The sequence below is a fragment of the Streptomyces sp. NBC_01314 genome, assembly GCF_041435215.1.
In the GTDB taxonomy this organism is placed as follows: Bacteria; Actinomycetota; Actinomycetes; order Streptomycetales; family Streptomycetaceae; genus Streptomyces.
This window is the reverse complement of the sequence record NZ_CP108394.1, coordinates 3,547,022-3,562,650: the sequence shown is the minus strand read 5'-3', so window position 1 is coordinate 3,562,650 and position 15,629 is coordinate 3,547,022. Positions and strand designations below refer to the sequence as shown.

Genomic DNA, 15,629 nt, shown 5'->3' with positions numbered 1-15,629 from the left:
TAGGGGGCGCGGGGAACCGCGCGACCAGCCACGACGGACTCGCGGTCTCCCGACGGCCTTCCGAGGCACTCCCTCAGGAGGCGACCCCCTCGGGAACCGCCTTCTTGATGGCGGGCGCCAGCCCGACAAGGATCGGCGAGGTGTCCTCCGCGGCCCGATCCGCCGGCACCGAAACCTCCACATACGCGGAGCGGTTCGCGGTGGTGAAGCGGTACGACCCGTCGTCCCGCTTCTCCATCAGCCAGTCCACCCCGTCGACGGCCCCGGCCACGGCATCGGCATCGCGTCCCTCGGCCACCCCGGGGTCGATCATCTTGGGCGGCTGAGGGACACCACAGCGCAGTATGATCACCGCGTCACCCCAGCCCGCCGTCAGCTCGGAGGCCGGCTGCGGATCCTGGCGGCCGAGACCGTCCACCTTTCGCGGCAACACCTCGTCCAGGTTCCGGCACAGTTTCACGGCGGCGGCCCCAGCGCTGGGAACCGCCGCCGAGCCGCCGTCGTCTGCTGAGGAGCAGCCCGCGACGGCGATCAACGACACGGCCAGGACGGGCAGCCCGAGGCGAGTGGGGCGCCGGTGACGGAACGAGTTCACCGGCCAAGGGTAGACGGGGGCTACAGGTGCACGACCGGGCAGGTCAGGGTGCGGGTGATGCCGTCCACTTGCTGGACCTTGGCGACCACCAGTCGGCCGAGGTCGTCGACGGTGTCGGCCTGGGCGCGCACGATGACGTCGTACGGACCCGTCACGTCCTCGGCCTGGACGACCCCAGGGAGCTTGCTGATCGTGTCGGCGACGGTCGACGCCTTGCCGACCTCCGTCTGGATCAGGATGTACGCCTGTACCACGGAACCTCCAGGGCGGCCACGAGGATCATGTGGGGAAAAGGAACGCCACGGTATCGCGTCGCCACGCGCCGCGGGGAGACCCGTGGAGGCCGCGCCGCCCACACCGGGGTGCGGGGACGACGGAAGTTGACGGTCCACTCGACCGTACCGAGGACGACAACGGCCCGCGACCGGGCACGACTGACACTGGAAGCGGCACGAGAAGGGGCGATACGACGATGAAGGGCACCGTGGGAGAGCTGGGGGAGTTCGGGCTCATCAGGGAGCTCACCTCCCGGCTCACCACCACCCCGGCCGTCCGGGTCGGCCCCGGCGACGACGCCGCCGTGGTGGCGGCGCCGGACCGCAGGGTCGTGGCGAGCACCGACATCCTCCTGGAGGGACGGCACTTCCGGCGCGACTGGTCCACGGCGTACGACGTCGGGCGCAAGGCCGCCGCGCAGAACCTCGCGGACATCGCCGCCATGGGAGCCGTGCCCACCGCGTTGCTCCTCGGCCTGGTCGCGCCCGCCGAACTCCCGGTGACCTGGGCCACCGAGCTGATGGACGGACTGCGCGACGAGTGCCAGGTCGCCGGTGCGGCCGTGGTGGGCGGTGACGTCGTCCGCGGCGACACCATCATGATCTCGATCACCGCCCTCGGCGACCTGCGCAACCACGAGCCCGTGATCAGGGGCGGCGCCCAACCCGGGGATGTCGTGGCCGTCACCGGCTGGCTCGGCTGGTCCGCCGCCGGGCACGCGGTGCTCTCCCGCGGCTTCCGTTCGCCCCGCGCCTTCGTGGAGGCCCACCGGCGTCCCGAGCCGCCATACCACGCGGGCCCGGCAGCCGCCTCCCTCGGCGCGACCGCGATGTGCGACGTGAGCGACGGGCTGATCGCGGACCTGGGGCACATCGCCGAGGCGAGCAAGTGCCGGATCGACATCCGCTCCGGCGCGATCGACATCCCCTCCCAGATGCACGACATCGGCCAGGCCGTCGGCGTCGACCCCCTCCAGTGGGTGCTCACCGGCGGCGAGGACCACGCGATAGTGGCGACCTTCCCGCCGGACGTGAAGCTGCCCGCGCGGTGGAAGGTGATCGGTGAGGTCCTCAACCCCTCGGCGCTGCCCCAGGTGACCGTGGACGGGGCGCCCTGGACCAGCAAGGGCGGCTGGGACCACTTCGGGGACATCGAGTCATGAGCGCGTCCGGAGCCGCGGGCCCGGCGGGTGCCCCTCCGAGGGTGCTCACCGTGGCCGGGTCCGACTCCGGCGGCGGGGCCGGGATCCAGGCCGACCTGAAGACGATGCTGGCGCTCGGGGTGCACGGCATGAGCGTCGTCACGGCCGTCACCGCGCAGAACTCCGTCGGTGTGCAGGGCGCTTGGGAACTGCCCGTGGAGGCCGTGCGCGCCCAGTACCGCAGTGTCGTCGACGACATCGGCGTCCAGGCGGTCAAGACCGGCATGCTCGCCTCCGCCGAACTCGTCGAGACCGTCGCCGAGTTGCTGGCCGCCACGGACGCTCCCGTCGTCGTCGACCCGGTCGGCGTCTCCAAGCACGGCGACCCGCTCCTCGCCGCCTCCGCGCTGGACTCCGTACGGACGCGCCTGCTGCCGGTGGCGACCGTGGCGACCCCCAACCTCGACGAGGTCGCCCAGCTCACCGGCGTACTGGTCCGGTCGGAGGCCGGGATGCGCGAGGCGGCCGAGGCCCTGCTGGCGTACGGGCCCCGATGGGCGCTGATCAAGGGCGGCCATCTCCCGGGAGACGCCGTCGACCTGCTGACCGACGGGTCCGACGAACACTGGCTGCGGGCCCCCAGATACGACAACCGGCACACGCACGGCACGGGCTGCACCCTCGCCTCCGCGATCGCCTCGTACCTCGCGAAGGGACGGACCGTGCCGGAGGCCGTGGCGGCGGCCAAGGAGTACGTCACCGGGGCGATCGCCGCCGGGTTCGCGCTCGGCGGGGGGATCGGCCCCGTGGCGCACGGGTGGGCCCTCACGCGGGGTACTCCGGCAGCCTGATGCGCGTCGCCGACCTCTCGGTGGGCGGACATGGCAAAAAGCCGGCCCACCTTACGGTGGACCGGCTCTGAGCAGCGAACCAGCAGTGGCCGCGCGCTGGCTGAGCGTCAGCGCGAGACCTTGCCGGCCTTGATGCACGAGGTGCAGGCGTTCACGCGCTTCGGCGTCCCACCGACCACGGTACGCACGCGCTGGATGTTCGGGTTCCAGCGACGGGACGTACGGCGGTGCGAGTGCGAGATGCTGTTGCCGAAGCCCGGCCCCTTGCCGCAGACGTCGCAGTTGGCAGCCACGGGTCACTCCAAAGACTTCAGATGCTCTTACGGTTGATCCCGGCATGCCGGAATCACGATCCCAGTAACTGGGACCTGAGTGGCGTTGCCGGGGGGAGAGTCCGATTGGATCGTCGATCTGTATCGGACAACCGGAGCAGCATACAACGACTGCCTCGGTACAACGAAACTACCATGGCTGGTCCGGGCCTCGTCCCGGCCCCCTTACCCGCGGTCACCACCGCGGGTCTACGCTGCGTGCGACGTGCGGCGTCCCCTCTGGTCCCACGTCCAGCAGCCACGCAGCTCAAGGAGGCGCAGGTGCCGCAGGTGCCGCAGACATTCTTCGATGCTCTCGCGGTACGCACCTGGTGCGGACTCGCGCTGGCGGCGCTGGGACGCGCGCGTGAGGAGATCGACGCCATCAACGTGTACCCGGTGGCCGACGGCGACACCGGCACGAACCTGTACCTGACGATGGAGTCGGCCGCGGCGGCCGTGGAGGCGGTGTTCGCGGGCCACGAGGCCGCCGGCCCCACGGCCGGTGTGGGCAAGCCCACGCTCGCCGAGGCGGTGCGGGCCATGGCGCACGGGGCCCTGATCGGGGCCCGGGGGAACTCCGGGACGATCCTCGCCCAGCTTCTGCGGGGCATGGCCCAGATCCTCTCCGGCGACGGTGAGGCGGCCCACACCGACGGCCGGGGCCTGCGCCTCGCCCTCCGGCACGCCGCCGACTCCGCCCGTGACGCCGTCGCCCACCCCGTCGAGGGCACCGTCCTCACGGTCGCCTCCGCCGCGGCCGACGCGGCCACCGGCACCGAGGGCGACTGCGGCACGATCGCCCGCGCCGCCTACGAGGGCGCCGGTACGGCCCTGGCGGCGACCCCCGGCCAACTGGCCGCCCTGGCCCGCGCCGGCGTCGTGGACGCGGGCGGACGGGGCCTGGTGGCGGTGCTGGCGGCACTGGTGGAGACGTTCACGGGGGAGGCGCCGAGGGCGGTGGTCGTAGCCGGGGGGCACGCGCGCGTGGCCGAGGTCGCGGAGGCCGCGGAGGTCTGCGCGGACGACCGGCCCGGCGCGGGCGGTCCCGCCTTCGAGGTGATCTACCTCCTGGAGGCGGACGACACGGCCGTGGCCCGCCTGCGGCGACGGCTGGACGCGCTCGGCGACTCGCTCGTGGTGGTCGGCGGGGACGGCCTGTGGAACGTCCATGTGCACGTCGACGACGCCGGCGCCGCCGTGGAGGCGGGCGTCGAGGCCGGGCGGCCGTACCGGATCCGGATCACGCACTTCGGGGCCGAGGACGCCCACATGACCGGTGAGGCCGGGCGGCAGCCGCGCGAGCGCGCCCAGCGGGCCGTCGTGGCCGTCGTACCGGGGGAGGGCCTGGCCGGGCTGTACGCCGAGGCCGGCGCGACCACGGTCCTGGCCCGCCCCGGGGAGCCGCCCGCCAGCGGGGAGCTGGTGGAGGCCGTACGGCGTGCCCACGCGCGCGAGGTGGTGCTGCTGCCCAACGACGCGGACCTGCGCCACACGGCGGCGGCCGCCGCCGAGCAGGCCCGTGCCGAGGGCGTCCGGGTCGCCCTCATCCCCACCCGCTCGGCCGTCCAGGGCATCGCCGCCCTCGCCGTCCACGAGCCCGAACGCCGCTTCGACGAGGACGTCGTCTCCATGACCTCCGCCGCCGGCGCCACCCGCTACGCCGAGGTCGTCATCGCCGAGCGCCAGTCCTGGACCATGGCCGGTATCTGCCAGGCCGGCGACGTCCTCGGCCTCATCGACGGCGACGTCGCCGTCATCGGCTCCGACGTCACCCTGACCGCGGCCGCGGTGGTCGACCGGATGCTGGCCGCAGGCGGCGAGATGGTCACCCTCGTCCTGGGCGACGAGGCCCCGGCCGACGTCGTGGACCATGTGGAGACACGGGTACGGGAGTACCTGGCCGTGGACACGGTGGTGTACCGGGGCGGGCGGCAGGGCGCCCTGCTGCTGATCGGCGTCGAGTAGGGCTCTCCCCGCCCCCACTCAGCCCTCGTCGCGCACCTCCGCCGCCGCCTCCAGCAGCCGCTCCGCCTCCGCCCGCCGGGCGAGCGCCGTCTCGTCGTCCCTCCCGGCGAACGCGGACAGCACACCCCGCGCCCGGCCCGCAGCCGCGGCACCCCGCCGGAGGTCGGTCTCCAGCCAGCCCGCGGCGAGTTCGGCGGCGGTCCGCTCGTCGAGGAAGTCCGTGCCGAGGGAGTGGTACACCGAGACCGCCCGCTCGACGAAGCCGAGCGCCTCCTCGAAGACAGCACCGAAGGAGGCGAGTTCCGCGTCCTCGGCCACGGAGCGGGCGAGCAGGTCGCCGAACTGCCGGCAGGTCTCCCCGAGTTCCGCGACGATCCGCCGCCGGTTCTCCTCGCCGGTCACGTCGGACAGGGCCGCCTCGCAGCCCACCACCGCGTCACCCATCAGCTCCCGCGCCGCGTCCGGAGCGGAGGGCCTCGCGCCCTCACGGCTCTCCCGCGCCGCGTACCAGGCCCGCGCCCGCAGCGCCCTGACATACCCGTGGACGTTCCCCAGCTCGCCCCAGAGGTCGACGGCACGCGCGTACGCCCGGTCGGCCTCCGCGGGCAGCCCCGCGCGGGCCAGGGCTTCCGCGGCGAGATGGGCGAGCATGGCGTGGTCGCGCTGCTCGGGCCAGTGCCGGGCGATGTCGGCGGCCCGCAGCCACCGTTCGGCGGCCTCGCGGTGCTCACCCAGTTCGGTGTGGCAGTCGCCGAGCCACCATAGGGTCTGTGCGACGGCCCCGTCCCCGTGCGTCTCGGTGGTGAGATCCGGCAGCGCCGACTCCAGCACCTCGGCAGCCTCCGCCCACCGCCCCAGCCGCAGCAGGAACCCGCCGAGCAGATGCCGGGCCCAGGCACCGAGCGTCGGACCCTCACCCGCCTCGTCGGCCCAGTGCGCCGCCTCCAGGGCGTGCTCGGAGGCCGGCTCCACCCGCTCGCCGGCCCCGAGCAGTTCGGCCAGCTGGAGGTGCAGCTGGGCGTGGCCGACCGGCTCCAGATCCGACCCGCCGTGCTCCAGCGCCGCGCGGGCCGCCCGCTCGGCGGTCTCCAGGTCCCCGAGGTGTTGCGCGACCCCGGCGAGCCGTGACTCGTACTGCGCCGCGAACCACGGCAGCCCGGCCGCCACATACCGCTCCGCGGCCTCCGCGAACAGCCCGGCGGCGGCCTGGGCGTCCCCGCCGCGCGCGGCCAGCTCCCCGAGCATCGCCCGTGCCTCCGCGGCCCGCGAGGCCAGCCGTACGTCTTCCGCGCGGCGCGGCTCGACGAACTCCCGCAGCTCGCGCACGGCGGCCTCGGCCGGGGCCACCGCGTCGGCGTCCTCCGTCTCGTGCATCCTCTGCACGAGTATCCGCGCCCGCCCCACCAGCACGGACGCCGTCTGCCGCACACCCGTCCCGCCGTCCGCCCACAGGGCGAGGATCCGCTCGTACGGCTCGGAGATCAGCTCCAGGGCCGCATCCGCGTGGCCCGTCAGGGCATGGACGTTCGCCCCGCGCGCGCGTGCCGCCAGCGCCTCGCCCGGGTCGCCGGCCTCCTCGTACAGCTCGGCCGCGCGTTCGAAGAGGGCGCGGCCCTCCGGCCCGAGGCCGATCGCCTCGTGGTCGACGATCTCCGCGCGGTCCCGGGCGTCCAGTTCCGCGCCCTCGGCCCGGGCGGCCCGTGCCACGGCAGCCCAGGCCCCGACGGAACCGGGATGCAGCGACTCGGACAGCCGCCGGGCCTCGGCGAGGAGAGCGGGCAGGTCGTCCGGGGCGGCGACGGTTCCCATCCGCTCCACGGCGGCCGGCGGCCGGGGCGCGGGAACCGGAACGACGGTCCGATGCGAACGCACACCCAGCGGCAGCCGGTCCAGCAGCGGCGGCCGGTCCATCCGCTCACGGACATGCGTGCTGACGTACGCCGTGCCGTTGCGCTCGTCGAAGCGGGCGGCCAGGGAAAGGGCCTCCTCGCGCGCGTGGGAGGCCAGTTCGCCCGCGGTCCAGGTACGCCCGGCGGGACCGGGGACCGTTTGATCCGTGAACCCGCGTGCGGTCAGCCGGCCCATGAGCAGGGCCACCGCGCTCATGAAGTCCAGCTTGCTGCGCGGGTCCCCGGAGTCCGTGAAGTACGCCGGTCGCTCGGCCAGCAGCTCCAGGCCGCGCGCCTCGTTGCCGGTCAGGGCACAGAACTCCACGTGGTCCGCGTACGCGCCCCGCATGCTCTCCATCGCCCGCACCAGCCGGAAACCGCGCAGATGGTGGGCCCGCGCCTCGTCGGGGCGCCCCAGGCGCAGCAGCGGCACCAGGGAGGACGCCAGGACGGTGTGCGGCTCGTGGGCGCAGCTGTACTCGCCCTCCAGCACCGGCGCCCACAGCTCCAGCGCGTCGGCGTCCTCACGCCGCCGGGCCCGCCACCAGCCCTGGCCGTGCAGCTCGCACGCGTGACAGTCGGCCATCGTGTCCCGGTCGGCGGCCAGCCACGCCCCGTACGCCCGCTCGGCCCGCGCCAGGTCGCCGATGTGCGCGGCCACACTGAACTCGGCGCTGCGCACGGCCCGTTCCGAGTGCCCGGCGAGCCGGTAGCGGTGCTCCATCTCACCGAGCCACTTCTCGATGGAGGCGAGCGGGACGTGCGGCTGGTTCAGCATGCCGGCCGACATCCACTTGAACACCCAGTGCAGGGAGTGGATCTCGTACTCGTCGAAGTCCTCCGGGCGCTCGTCCCACATGCGCAGCAGGCGCGCGAAGGGGACGAACATCTTGTCCTTCTCGGAGCTGTAGTTGTAGACCTTCAGCTGGTGCCCGAGCGCCTCGATCACGGCGAGCGGCACGTTCAGCTTCTCGGCCTCCGCGAGCAGCAGCTCCGCGCGCGCGTTGCGTGCGGGGCCCTCCGGCTGCTCGTAGTTCTCCGCCATGGCCCGGCGCAGTTCGTCGAAATCTGTGATGCCGGTGAAGTGGTTCATCCGCGGCCGTCCTCCCCGAAGCCCGAACCGGAACCGGAACCGGGCCCCGACCCGGGCTCGGTGTGCGTGGCCCACTCCAGCAGGCCGATGAAGGCGCGGTTCAGGAGCGCCGAGTCCGCGGGTCTCAGTGGCCGCTGGGCCATCAGCAGGGCCTGCCCGTACAGGGACTCCGTGGCCGTGCCGATCAGCTCCCGGTCGGACAGGGAACTGATCCGCCGGATCAGCGGGTTGAGATGGTTGAGCACCAGCCGCGCGCGCGGGGCACTGCCCCGCAGCGAGCCCAGGATGCCCGCCCACAGATCGTCGGCGTGCTCCTGCGCCTCCGCGCGGGCCTGCTCGTGCCGGGAGGAGCGGTCGTCCAGGTGCAGCGCGGGCACCGAGAGCGGATGGAAGGCCCGCAGCACGACATCGCACCCCAAGGGGTCGAGTTTGGCCCGCGCGGCCGACAGGAAGCCCGCCAGCGCCAGTTCCTCGTCCGGGTCCAGCGTGTCCAGGTGCGCGGTCACCGTCTCGGCGTCCAGCTCGGCGACCACCGTCCCCGGACGTACCGACGGCAGCGCCTCGACCAGCTCGCTGTCGTACGTGTAGCCGCCGTTGACGACCCCCACGCCCTGCGCGGACGCGATCGGCGCGACCTGGCGGTACTCCTCGACCGTCCGCGTGAAGTGCACCACCGGGTGTCGCTGCGCGAACTCCTCCAGGGACAGCCGCCCGTCGGTCGTCTCGAAGGGCAGCCACGGCAGCATCGTGCGCAGCATCTCCCTGTCGTGCCGCGCCAGGGACTTCACGCCCAGGTAGTGCACCGACAGGAAGGCGGCCAGCCGCTCCGGATCTCCGGCGGCGAGCCCGGTGAGCCAGCCGCGGATCCGCTCGCCCAGTGCCTCCCGCACGGCCGCCAGGGTCTCGTCCTCGTACAGCGACTCCCGCGACGCGGTGGGCCGCAGACTGTCCGTGTCGAGGACGCACCGCACGAAGAACGCCCAGTCGGGCAACAGCTGTTCGGCCCGCTCGGTGAGCAGCATGCCCTTCAGATGCACCCGGTGGCTCGCCCGCTGGGCCGGGCTGACGGCGGTCGGCAGGACGTACGCCACGCCCCGGATCCCGGCCAGCGGCACGTTCAGCTCTATGGACTCCAGCGGGGTGAACCCGAACAGGTCGTGACAGTGCCGGGCCAGGGCCACCCGCCGGGTGGCGGGGGAGGGGTACGCGCGGTCCCAGGGCGCCGGCAGATCGGTGACGGCCTCGTCGCCCACCCGGACGTCGTACGGCAGCAGCGCCCCGAAGTCCCGTGCCAGTGTCAGCACGCGCGCGGGGGAGAGCCATTCGGCCGCCCCGGGCCGCGCGACCAGGTGCACGGTCGTGCCCGGCTCGGGACGCGCCTCGTCGGGCAGTGTCCGCACGGTGTACGAGCCGTCGTCGGCCGCCGTCCACTCCACGGGCGGCGCGTCCGGTGTACGGGCACTGCGGCTGACGACGCGGATCCGCTCGGCGACCACGAAACAGGCGAGCAGCCCGATACCGAACTGCCCCAGAAAGTCCGAGCGGACCTCCTGAATGCCACCGTCGCCGCGCTTGGAACTGCGCCCGATCGTGGCGAGCAGGTCGTGTACATCGGATTCGGTGAGACCGATGCCCGAGTCCTCCACCCGCAGCGCGCCGCCCTCGGCGAACAGCCGGACCCGCGCGGGCGCGTCCGGCTGTTCGGCTCGGCGCGCGGTGATCGCGTCCACGGCGTTCTGCAGCAGCTCCCGCAGATAGACCTTCGGACTGGAATAGAGGTGGTGCGAGAGAAGATCCACCAGGCCACGCAGATCGACCTGGAACGTATGAGGCGACTGGGGTGCCTGAGGAGTCTGGGGTGCCTGGGATGACTGTGAGGTCATTGAATCCATCGTCGCAGCGCCGGTGGGATGGGATTCTGGCGACGGCGGCGGGGTCGGGCGGTCCCGCGAGACGGTGACCGCGGACGGAGACGGGCCGGGCCCGTAACCAGGCCCGGGAGTGGGTCATCCTAGGCGCGAACGACCCGCCTGACCAGCGGATTTCAAGGACCTATACGGGATTGTCAGTGCCGTGGTGTGCAATGGATCTCGTGCCCGCGCTCGAAGAACCGCTCAAGAACACGCTCGGCGCCGCCACCGCGAAGGTGATGGCCGAGCACCTAGGCCTGCACACCGTCGGGGACCTGCTGCACCACTATCCCCGCAGGTACGAGGAGCGCGGCCAGCTCACCCACCTCGCCGACCTGCCCATGGACGAGCACGTCACGGTGGTCGCCCAGGTCGCCGACGCCCGCCTGCACTCCTTCGCCTCCGCCAAGGCCCCCCGGGGCAAGGGCCAGCGCCTCGAAGTGACCATCACGGACGGCAGCGGCCGCCTCCAGCTCGTCTTCTTCGGCAGCGGCGTGCACAAACCCCACAAGGACCTCCTCCCCGGCACCCGCGCGCTCTTCGCCGGCAAGGTCTCCGTCTTCAACCGCCGCCTCCAACTGGCCCACCCGGCCTACGAGCTGCTGCGCGGCGACGACGTCACGGAGACCGTCGACACCTGGGCCGGCGCCCTCATCCCGATCTACCCGGCCACCGCCAAGCTGGAGTCCTGGAAGATCGCCAAGGCCGTCCAGACGGTCCTGCCGAGTGCGCAGGAGGCCGTGGACCCGCTGCCCGAGTCGCTGCGGGAGGGCCGGGGCCTGGTATCGCTGCCAGAGGCTCTCCTGAAGATCCACCGCCCCCACACCAAGGCGGACAGGGACAGCGCCCGCGACCGCCTCAAGTGGGACGAGGCCTTCGTCCTCCAGGTCGCTCTCGCCCGCCGCCGCCATGCCGACGCCCAACTCCCCGCGGTCGCCCGCCGGCCCGCCCCCGACGGCCTGCTCACCGCCTTCGACGCCCGCCTCCCCTTCACCCTCACCGAGGGCCAGCAGAAGGTCTCCAGGGAGATCTTCGACGACCTGGCCACCGAGCATCCGATGCACCGACTGCTCCAGGGCGAAGTGGGTTCGGGCAAGACGATGGTGGCGCTGCGCGCCATGCTCGCCGTCGTCGACGCCGGTGGTCAGGCGGCCATGCTCGCGCCCACCGAGGTGCTCGCCCAGCAGCACCACCGGTCGGTCACCGAGATGATGGGCGAGCTGGCCGAGGGCGGGATGCTGGGCGGCACCGAGCACGCCACCAAGGTGGTGCTGCTCACCGGGTCGATGGGCGCCGCGGGCCGCCGACAGGCGCTGCTGGACCTGGTCACCGGCGAGGCCGGCATCGTCATCGGCACCCACGCGCTGATCGAGGACAAGGTGCAGTTCCACGACCTGGGTCTGGTCGTCGTGGACGAGCAGCACCGCTTCGGCGTCGAGCAGCGCGACGCCCTGCGCGGCAAGGGCAAGCAGCCGCCGCACGTCCTCGTCATGACGGCCACCCCCATCCCGCGCACGGTCGCCATGACCGTCTTCGGCGACCTGGAGACCTCGGTCCTCGACCAGCTCCCCGCCGGCCGCTCACCCATCGCCAGCCATGTCGTCCCGGCCGCCGACAAGCCCCACTTCCTCGCCCGCACCTGGGAACGCGTCCGCGAGGAGGTGGAGAAGGGCCATCAGGCGTACGTTGTCTGCCCCCGCATCGGGGACGAGGACGACGACCCGAAGAAGTCGGGCAGGAAGTCCCCGGAGGACGAGGCCGAGAAGCGCCCGCCTCTTGCCGTCCTCGACATCGCCGACCAGCTCGTCAGGGGCCCCCTCCAGGGCCTCGGCGTCGAGGTGCTGCACGGCCGTATGCACCCCGACGACAAGGACGCGGTGATGCGCCGCTTCGCCGCCGGCGAGACCCATGTCCTGGTCGCCACCACGGTCATCGAGGTCGGCGTGAACGTCCCTAACGCCACCGCCATGGTGATCATGGACGCCGACCGCTTCGGCGTCTCCCAGCTCCACCAGCTCCGCGGCCGGGTGGGCCGAGGCTCCGCCGCCGGCCTCTGCCTCCTGGTCACCGAGATGCCCGAGGCGAGCCCGGCCCGCCAGCGCCTCAACGCCGTCGCCTCCACCCTCGACGGCTTCGAACTCTCCCGCATCGACCTCGAACAACGCCGCGAGGGTGACGTCCTCGGCCAGGCCCAGTCCGGCGCCCGCACCAGCCTGCGCATGCTCGCCGTCATCGACGACGAGGAGATCATCGCCGAGGCGAGGGAGGAAGCGGCGGCGGTGGTGGCCGCCGACCCGGACCTGGAGCGCCTGCCGGGTCTGAGGACAGCCCTGGACGCGCTTCTGGACGAGGAGCGGGAGCAGTACTTGGACAAGGGCTAGGGAGCAGTACGCGACGGGGGCTGAGGGCAGCCGCGCTGCTCTCGCTCGCAGGGGCGCGGGGAGCCGTGCGAGCGACGACGACGAACCCGCGGCGGCCGACGGCGGGCAGGTACCCATCCCCCTCCGCCTGCCAGACTGAACCGCACAGCCGCCCACGAAGAAGGACCCCACATGACCCGCGTGATCGCAGGCCGAGCCGGCGGACGGCGTCTCTCGGTGCCGCCCGGCACCGGAACCCGCCCCACCTCCGACCGCGCACGCGAGGGCCTCTTCTCCACCTGGCAATCCCTCCTCGGCGGCCCCCTGGACGGCGAAAGGGTCCTCGACCTGTACGCGGGCTCGGGCGCCGTCGGCCTGGAAGCCCTCTCCCGGGGCGCCGGCCACACCCTCCTCGTCGAGGCCGACGCCCGCGCCGCCCGAACGGTCCGGGACAACGTCAGATCGCTCGGCCTCCCCGGCGCAGAGGTGAGACCGGGCAAAGCGGAGCAGATCATCCAGGGCCCGGCGCCTGACGAGCCGTACGACCTCGTCTTCCTCGACCCTCCGTACGCCGTCTCGGACGACGATCTTCGCGAGATCCTGCTCACACTCCGTACCGGGGGCTGGCTCGGAGAGGAAGCCCTCGTCACCGTGGAGCGCAGTACCAGAGGCGGTGAGTTCGCCTGGCCGACCGGTTTCGAAGCCATCAGGGCCCGTCGCTACGGCGAGGGAACGTTTTGGTACGGTCGCGCCGCCTCTACGTGCGAAGACGCACGATGACCGGACCGGAGAGCGAGGGAGCCCAAGTGCGCCGTGCCGTCTGTCCCGGGTCGTTCGACCCCATCACCAACGGACACCTCGACATCATTGGCCGCGCCTCCAAGTTGTACGACGAGGTCTACGTCGCGGTGATGATCAACAAGTCCAAGAAGGGCCTCTTCGAGGTCGAGGAGCGGATGGAGCTGATCCGCGAGGTCACCACCGAGTACGCGAACGTACGGGTGGAGGCCTTCCACGGCCTGCTCGTCGACTTCTGCAAGCAGCGCGACATCCCGGCCATCGTCAAGGGTCTGCGCGCGGTCAGCGACTTCGACTACGAGCTGCAGATGGCCCAGATGAACATCGGCCTGTCGGGCGTGGAGACCCTCTTCGTCCCCACCAACCCCACCTACAGCTTCCTGTCGTCCTCCCTGGTCAAGGAGGTCGCGACCTGGGGCGGCGACGTCTCCCACCTGGTGCCCCCGCTCGTCCTCGAAGCCCTGGGCGAACGCCTGAAGCAGGACTGAGCGGACGAACGTCCCCCGCTGGCCGTACAGTCGACCCGACCGTCTCCAACACAGTCGTAGAGAGTGGCGAGCACACGGTGGACCACACGGTGGACGTTCAGAAGAAGCTCGACGAGATCGTCTCGGTGGTCTCCGGCGCCCGATCCATGCCCATGTCGGCCTCGTGCGTGGTCAACCGCGCCGAGCTGCTCTCCCTCTTCGACGAGCTGCGCGCGGCCCTGCCCGACTCCCTCGCCCAGGCACGGGAACTGATCGGCGACCGTGACCACATGGTCGAGCGGGCCCGCATGGAGGCCGAGCGGATCATCGAGAACGCGCACGCCGAGCGCGGCTCCCTGATCTCCGACACCGAGGTCGCCCGCCGCTCCCAGAACGAGGCCGACCGCATCCTGGGCGAGGCCCGCCAGGAGGCCGAGGACGTCCGCGCGGAGGCCGACGACTACGTCGACTCCAAGCTCGCCAACTTCGAGGTCGTCCTCACCAAGACCCTCGGATCGGTGGGCCGCGGCCGCGAGAAGCTCCTCGGCACGGGCCCCGGCCTCGACGAGCGGGGCTACGAGGACGAGGACGCCCCCGAGCGCAGCCACGACCCCGAGACCCTGCGCCGCGACGCCGACGCCTACGTGGACTCCAAGCTCGGCGCCTTCGAGGCGGTGCTCGCCAAGACCCTGGAGGCCGTCGGCCGAGGCCGCCAGAAGCTCCACGGCCGGATCGCCACCGACGACCTCGGCACCCTCGCCCTGAACGACGACGGCACCTCCCCGCAGCTCACCAGCGACGCCGACTACCTGGCTGGGCTCGCCGACCTCTCCGACGCCCCCGCCCAGCAGGCCCGGCCGGTGACGGAGCAGCAGTCGTACGGCGGGCAGCAGGACGCCTACCGGACGACGGCGTACCAGCAGGATCCGTACGGGGGCTACCAGCAGCAGTACGCCCCGGCCCAGCAGGCCGCCGACCCCTACGGCTACCAGCAGGCCGACCCGTACGCGGCCGGCTATCCGCAGCAGCCGACGTACGACCCGAACCAGGAGCACGGGCAGCAGGACCAGGGGCAGCAGGACCAGCAGGGGTACGCGCAGCAGCAGGCGAACGTGCTCGACGAGACCAGCCTCTTCGACACGACCATGATCACGGCGGAGCAGTTGCGCCGTTACGAGCAGGGTCGCTGACACCGGATTGGGCCGAGAGCGAAAGGTCCAGTATCCTGGCTCTTCGGTCGCGTGTACGTCCGCGGTCAATGCTGCCCGGGAACACCGAAGGGCAGTGCCCCTGAGTTTCAAGATCGAAAGCAGGAACGGCTCTGAACGCCCGCCTCGACCACCGTAACCCTCTCGTGTTCGACACACACGAGCTGGGGCGACGTCCTGGTGCGCTGCAGCGCCTGACCCGTGAGATCGACGCTCCCAAGGACCTCGGGCTCCAGGGAGTCGTCGGGGTGCCGGAAGGCGCCCCGCTGAAGCTCGACCTCCGTCTTGAGTCGGTCATGGAAGGTGTGCTTGTCACCGGCACCGCCCGTGCACAGGCCAAAGGGGAGTGCGTAAGGTGTCTGGAGCCGCTCGAGCTGGAGCTCGAAGCGGAATTCCAGGAGATGTTTTCGTACCCTGACGCCGACGACCGGGGCCGTGTCAAAGCGGAGCCGGCCGACGACGCCGAGGAAGACGAGGACATGCTCTTCATCGAGGACGGCTTGTTCGACCTCGAACCCGTGCTGCGTGATGCGGTGGTGCTCGCACTGCCGATGCAGCCGGTGTGCCAGGACGACTGCCCCGGCCTGTGCTCCCAGTGTGGAGCGCGGCTGGCGGACGACCCGGACCACCACCACGACGCCGTCGACATCCGTTGGGCGGCACTGCAGGGACTCGCCGGTTCACTCGAAGATGGCGAGAAGGACGAGTTGGGCGGCGGCGCGCTTCCATCAGCGCACGTCGACGAGAAGCAGGAGAAGTAGC

Annotated in this window: 13 protein-coding genes; 8 read left to right on the top strand and 5 right to left on the bottom strand. The window is 72.2% G+C overall.

The window, feature by feature from the left end; all coding sequences use genetic code 11:
• Positions 1–73 precede the first annotated feature (73 nt).
• Together OG622_RS15530 and OG622_RS15525 are read right to left on the bottom strand one after the other, a co-directional pair.
• Complete coding sequence (locus OG622_RS15530) at positions 74–595, bottom strand: DUF3515 family protein (protein ID WP_371576686.1); 522 nt, start codon at positions 593–595, stop codon at positions 74–76.
• Positions 596–615: 20 nt separating this feature from the next.
• Positions 616–849 carry an Lrp/AsnC family transcriptional regulator gene (locus tag OG622_RS15525; RefSeq protein WP_005479877.1) on the bottom strand — a complete coding sequence of 78 codons (234 nt, stop codon included), beginning with the start codon at positions 847–849 and terminating at the stop codon, positions 616–618.
• Between the two features lie 218 nt (positions 850–1,067).
• Here OG622_RS15525 and OG622_RS15520 point away from each other — a divergent pair, with 218 nt between their 5' ends.
• Complete coding sequence (locus tag OG622_RS15520; RefSeq protein ID WP_371576685.1) at positions 1,068–2,033, top strand: thiamine-phosphate kinase; 966 nt, start codon at positions 1,068–1,070, stop codon at positions 2,031–2,033.
• Positions 2,030–2,863, top strand: coding sequence for a bifunctional hydroxymethylpyrimidine kinase/phosphomethylpyrimidine kinase (gene thiD / locus OG622_RS15515; RefSeq protein WP_371576684.1), 834 nt, complete (start codon positions 2,030–2,032; stop codon positions 2,861–2,863). The genes OG622_RS15520 and thiD overlap by 4 nt, the downstream gene beginning before the upstream one ends.
• Positions 2,864–2,970: 107 nt before the next feature.
• On the opposite strand, the gene rpmB is transcribed toward thiD, so the two are convergent.
• On the bottom strand, positions 2,971–3,156 hold the full coding sequence (gene rpmB / locus OG622_RS15510) for a 50S ribosomal protein L28 (RefSeq protein ID WP_286064931.1): 186 nt from the start codon (positions 3,154–3,156) through the stop codon (positions 2,971–2,973).
• 300 nt (positions 3,157–3,456) lie between these two features.
• On the opposite strand from rpmB, the gene OG622_RS15505 reads away from it, so the two are divergent.
• The gene (locus OG622_RS15505) at positions 3,457–5,142 is read left to right on the top strand and encodes a DAK2 domain-containing protein (protein ID WP_371576683.1); all 1,686 of its coding nucleotides are present in this window, start codon (positions 3,457–3,459) and stop codon (positions 5,140–5,142) included.
• Between the two features lie 18 nt (positions 5,143–5,160).
• Here the strand turns inward: OG622_RS15505 and OG622_RS15500 are convergent, their stop codons facing one another.
• Together OG622_RS15500 and OG622_RS15495 are read right to left on the bottom strand one after the other, a co-directional pair.
• Positions 5,161–8,124 carry a tetratricopeptide repeat protein gene (locus OG622_RS15500; protein WP_371576682.1) on the bottom strand — a complete coding sequence of 988 codons (2,964 nt, stop codon included), beginning with the start codon at positions 8,122–8,124 and terminating at the stop codon, positions 5,161–5,163.
• A complete protein-coding gene (locus OG622_RS15495) occupies positions 8,121–10,016 on the bottom strand; it encodes an HSP90 family protein (protein WP_371576681.1) in 1,896 nt (631 codons plus the stop codon). Before OG622_RS15495 ends, OG622_RS15500 begins: the two co-directional genes overlap by 4 nt.
• Before the next feature lie 191 nt (positions 10,017–10,207).
• Between OG622_RS15495 and recG the strand changes: the two genes are divergently transcribed.
• The 5 genes from recG (at position 10,208) to OG622_RS15470 (ending at position 15,628) form a co-directional block, all read left to right on the top strand.
• The gene (recG, locus tag OG622_RS15490) at positions 10,208–12,415 is read left to right on the top strand and encodes an ATP-dependent DNA helicase RecG (protein WP_371576680.1); all 2,208 of its coding nucleotides are present in this window, start codon (positions 10,208–10,210) and stop codon (positions 12,413–12,415) included.
• A 171-nt stretch (positions 12,416–12,586) separates the two neighbouring features.
• The gene (rsmD, locus tag OG622_RS15485) at positions 12,587–13,174 is read left to right on the top strand and encodes a 16S rRNA (guanine(966)-N(2))-methyltransferase RsmD (RefSeq protein ID WP_371576679.1); all 588 of its coding nucleotides are present in this window, start codon (positions 12,587–12,589) and stop codon (positions 13,172–13,174) included.
• A gap of 26 nt (positions 13,175–13,200) precedes the next feature.
• A complete protein-coding gene (gene coaD / locus OG622_RS15480; RefSeq protein ID WP_371584105.1) occupies positions 13,201–13,680 on the top strand; it encodes a pantetheine-phosphate adenylyltransferase in 480 nt (159 codons plus the stop codon).
• 89 nt (positions 13,681–13,769) lie between these two features.
• A complete protein-coding gene (locus OG622_RS15475) occupies positions 13,770–14,849 on the top strand; it encodes a cell division initiation protein (protein WP_371576678.1) in 1,080 nt (359 codons plus the stop codon).
• Positions 14,850–14,980: 131 nt separating this feature from the next.
• Complete coding sequence (locus OG622_RS15470) at positions 14,981–15,628, top strand: DUF177 domain-containing protein (RefSeq protein ID WP_371584104.1); 648 nt, start codon at positions 14,981–14,983, stop codon at positions 15,626–15,628.
• The last annotated feature ends 1 nt before the right edge of the window (position 15,629 follow it).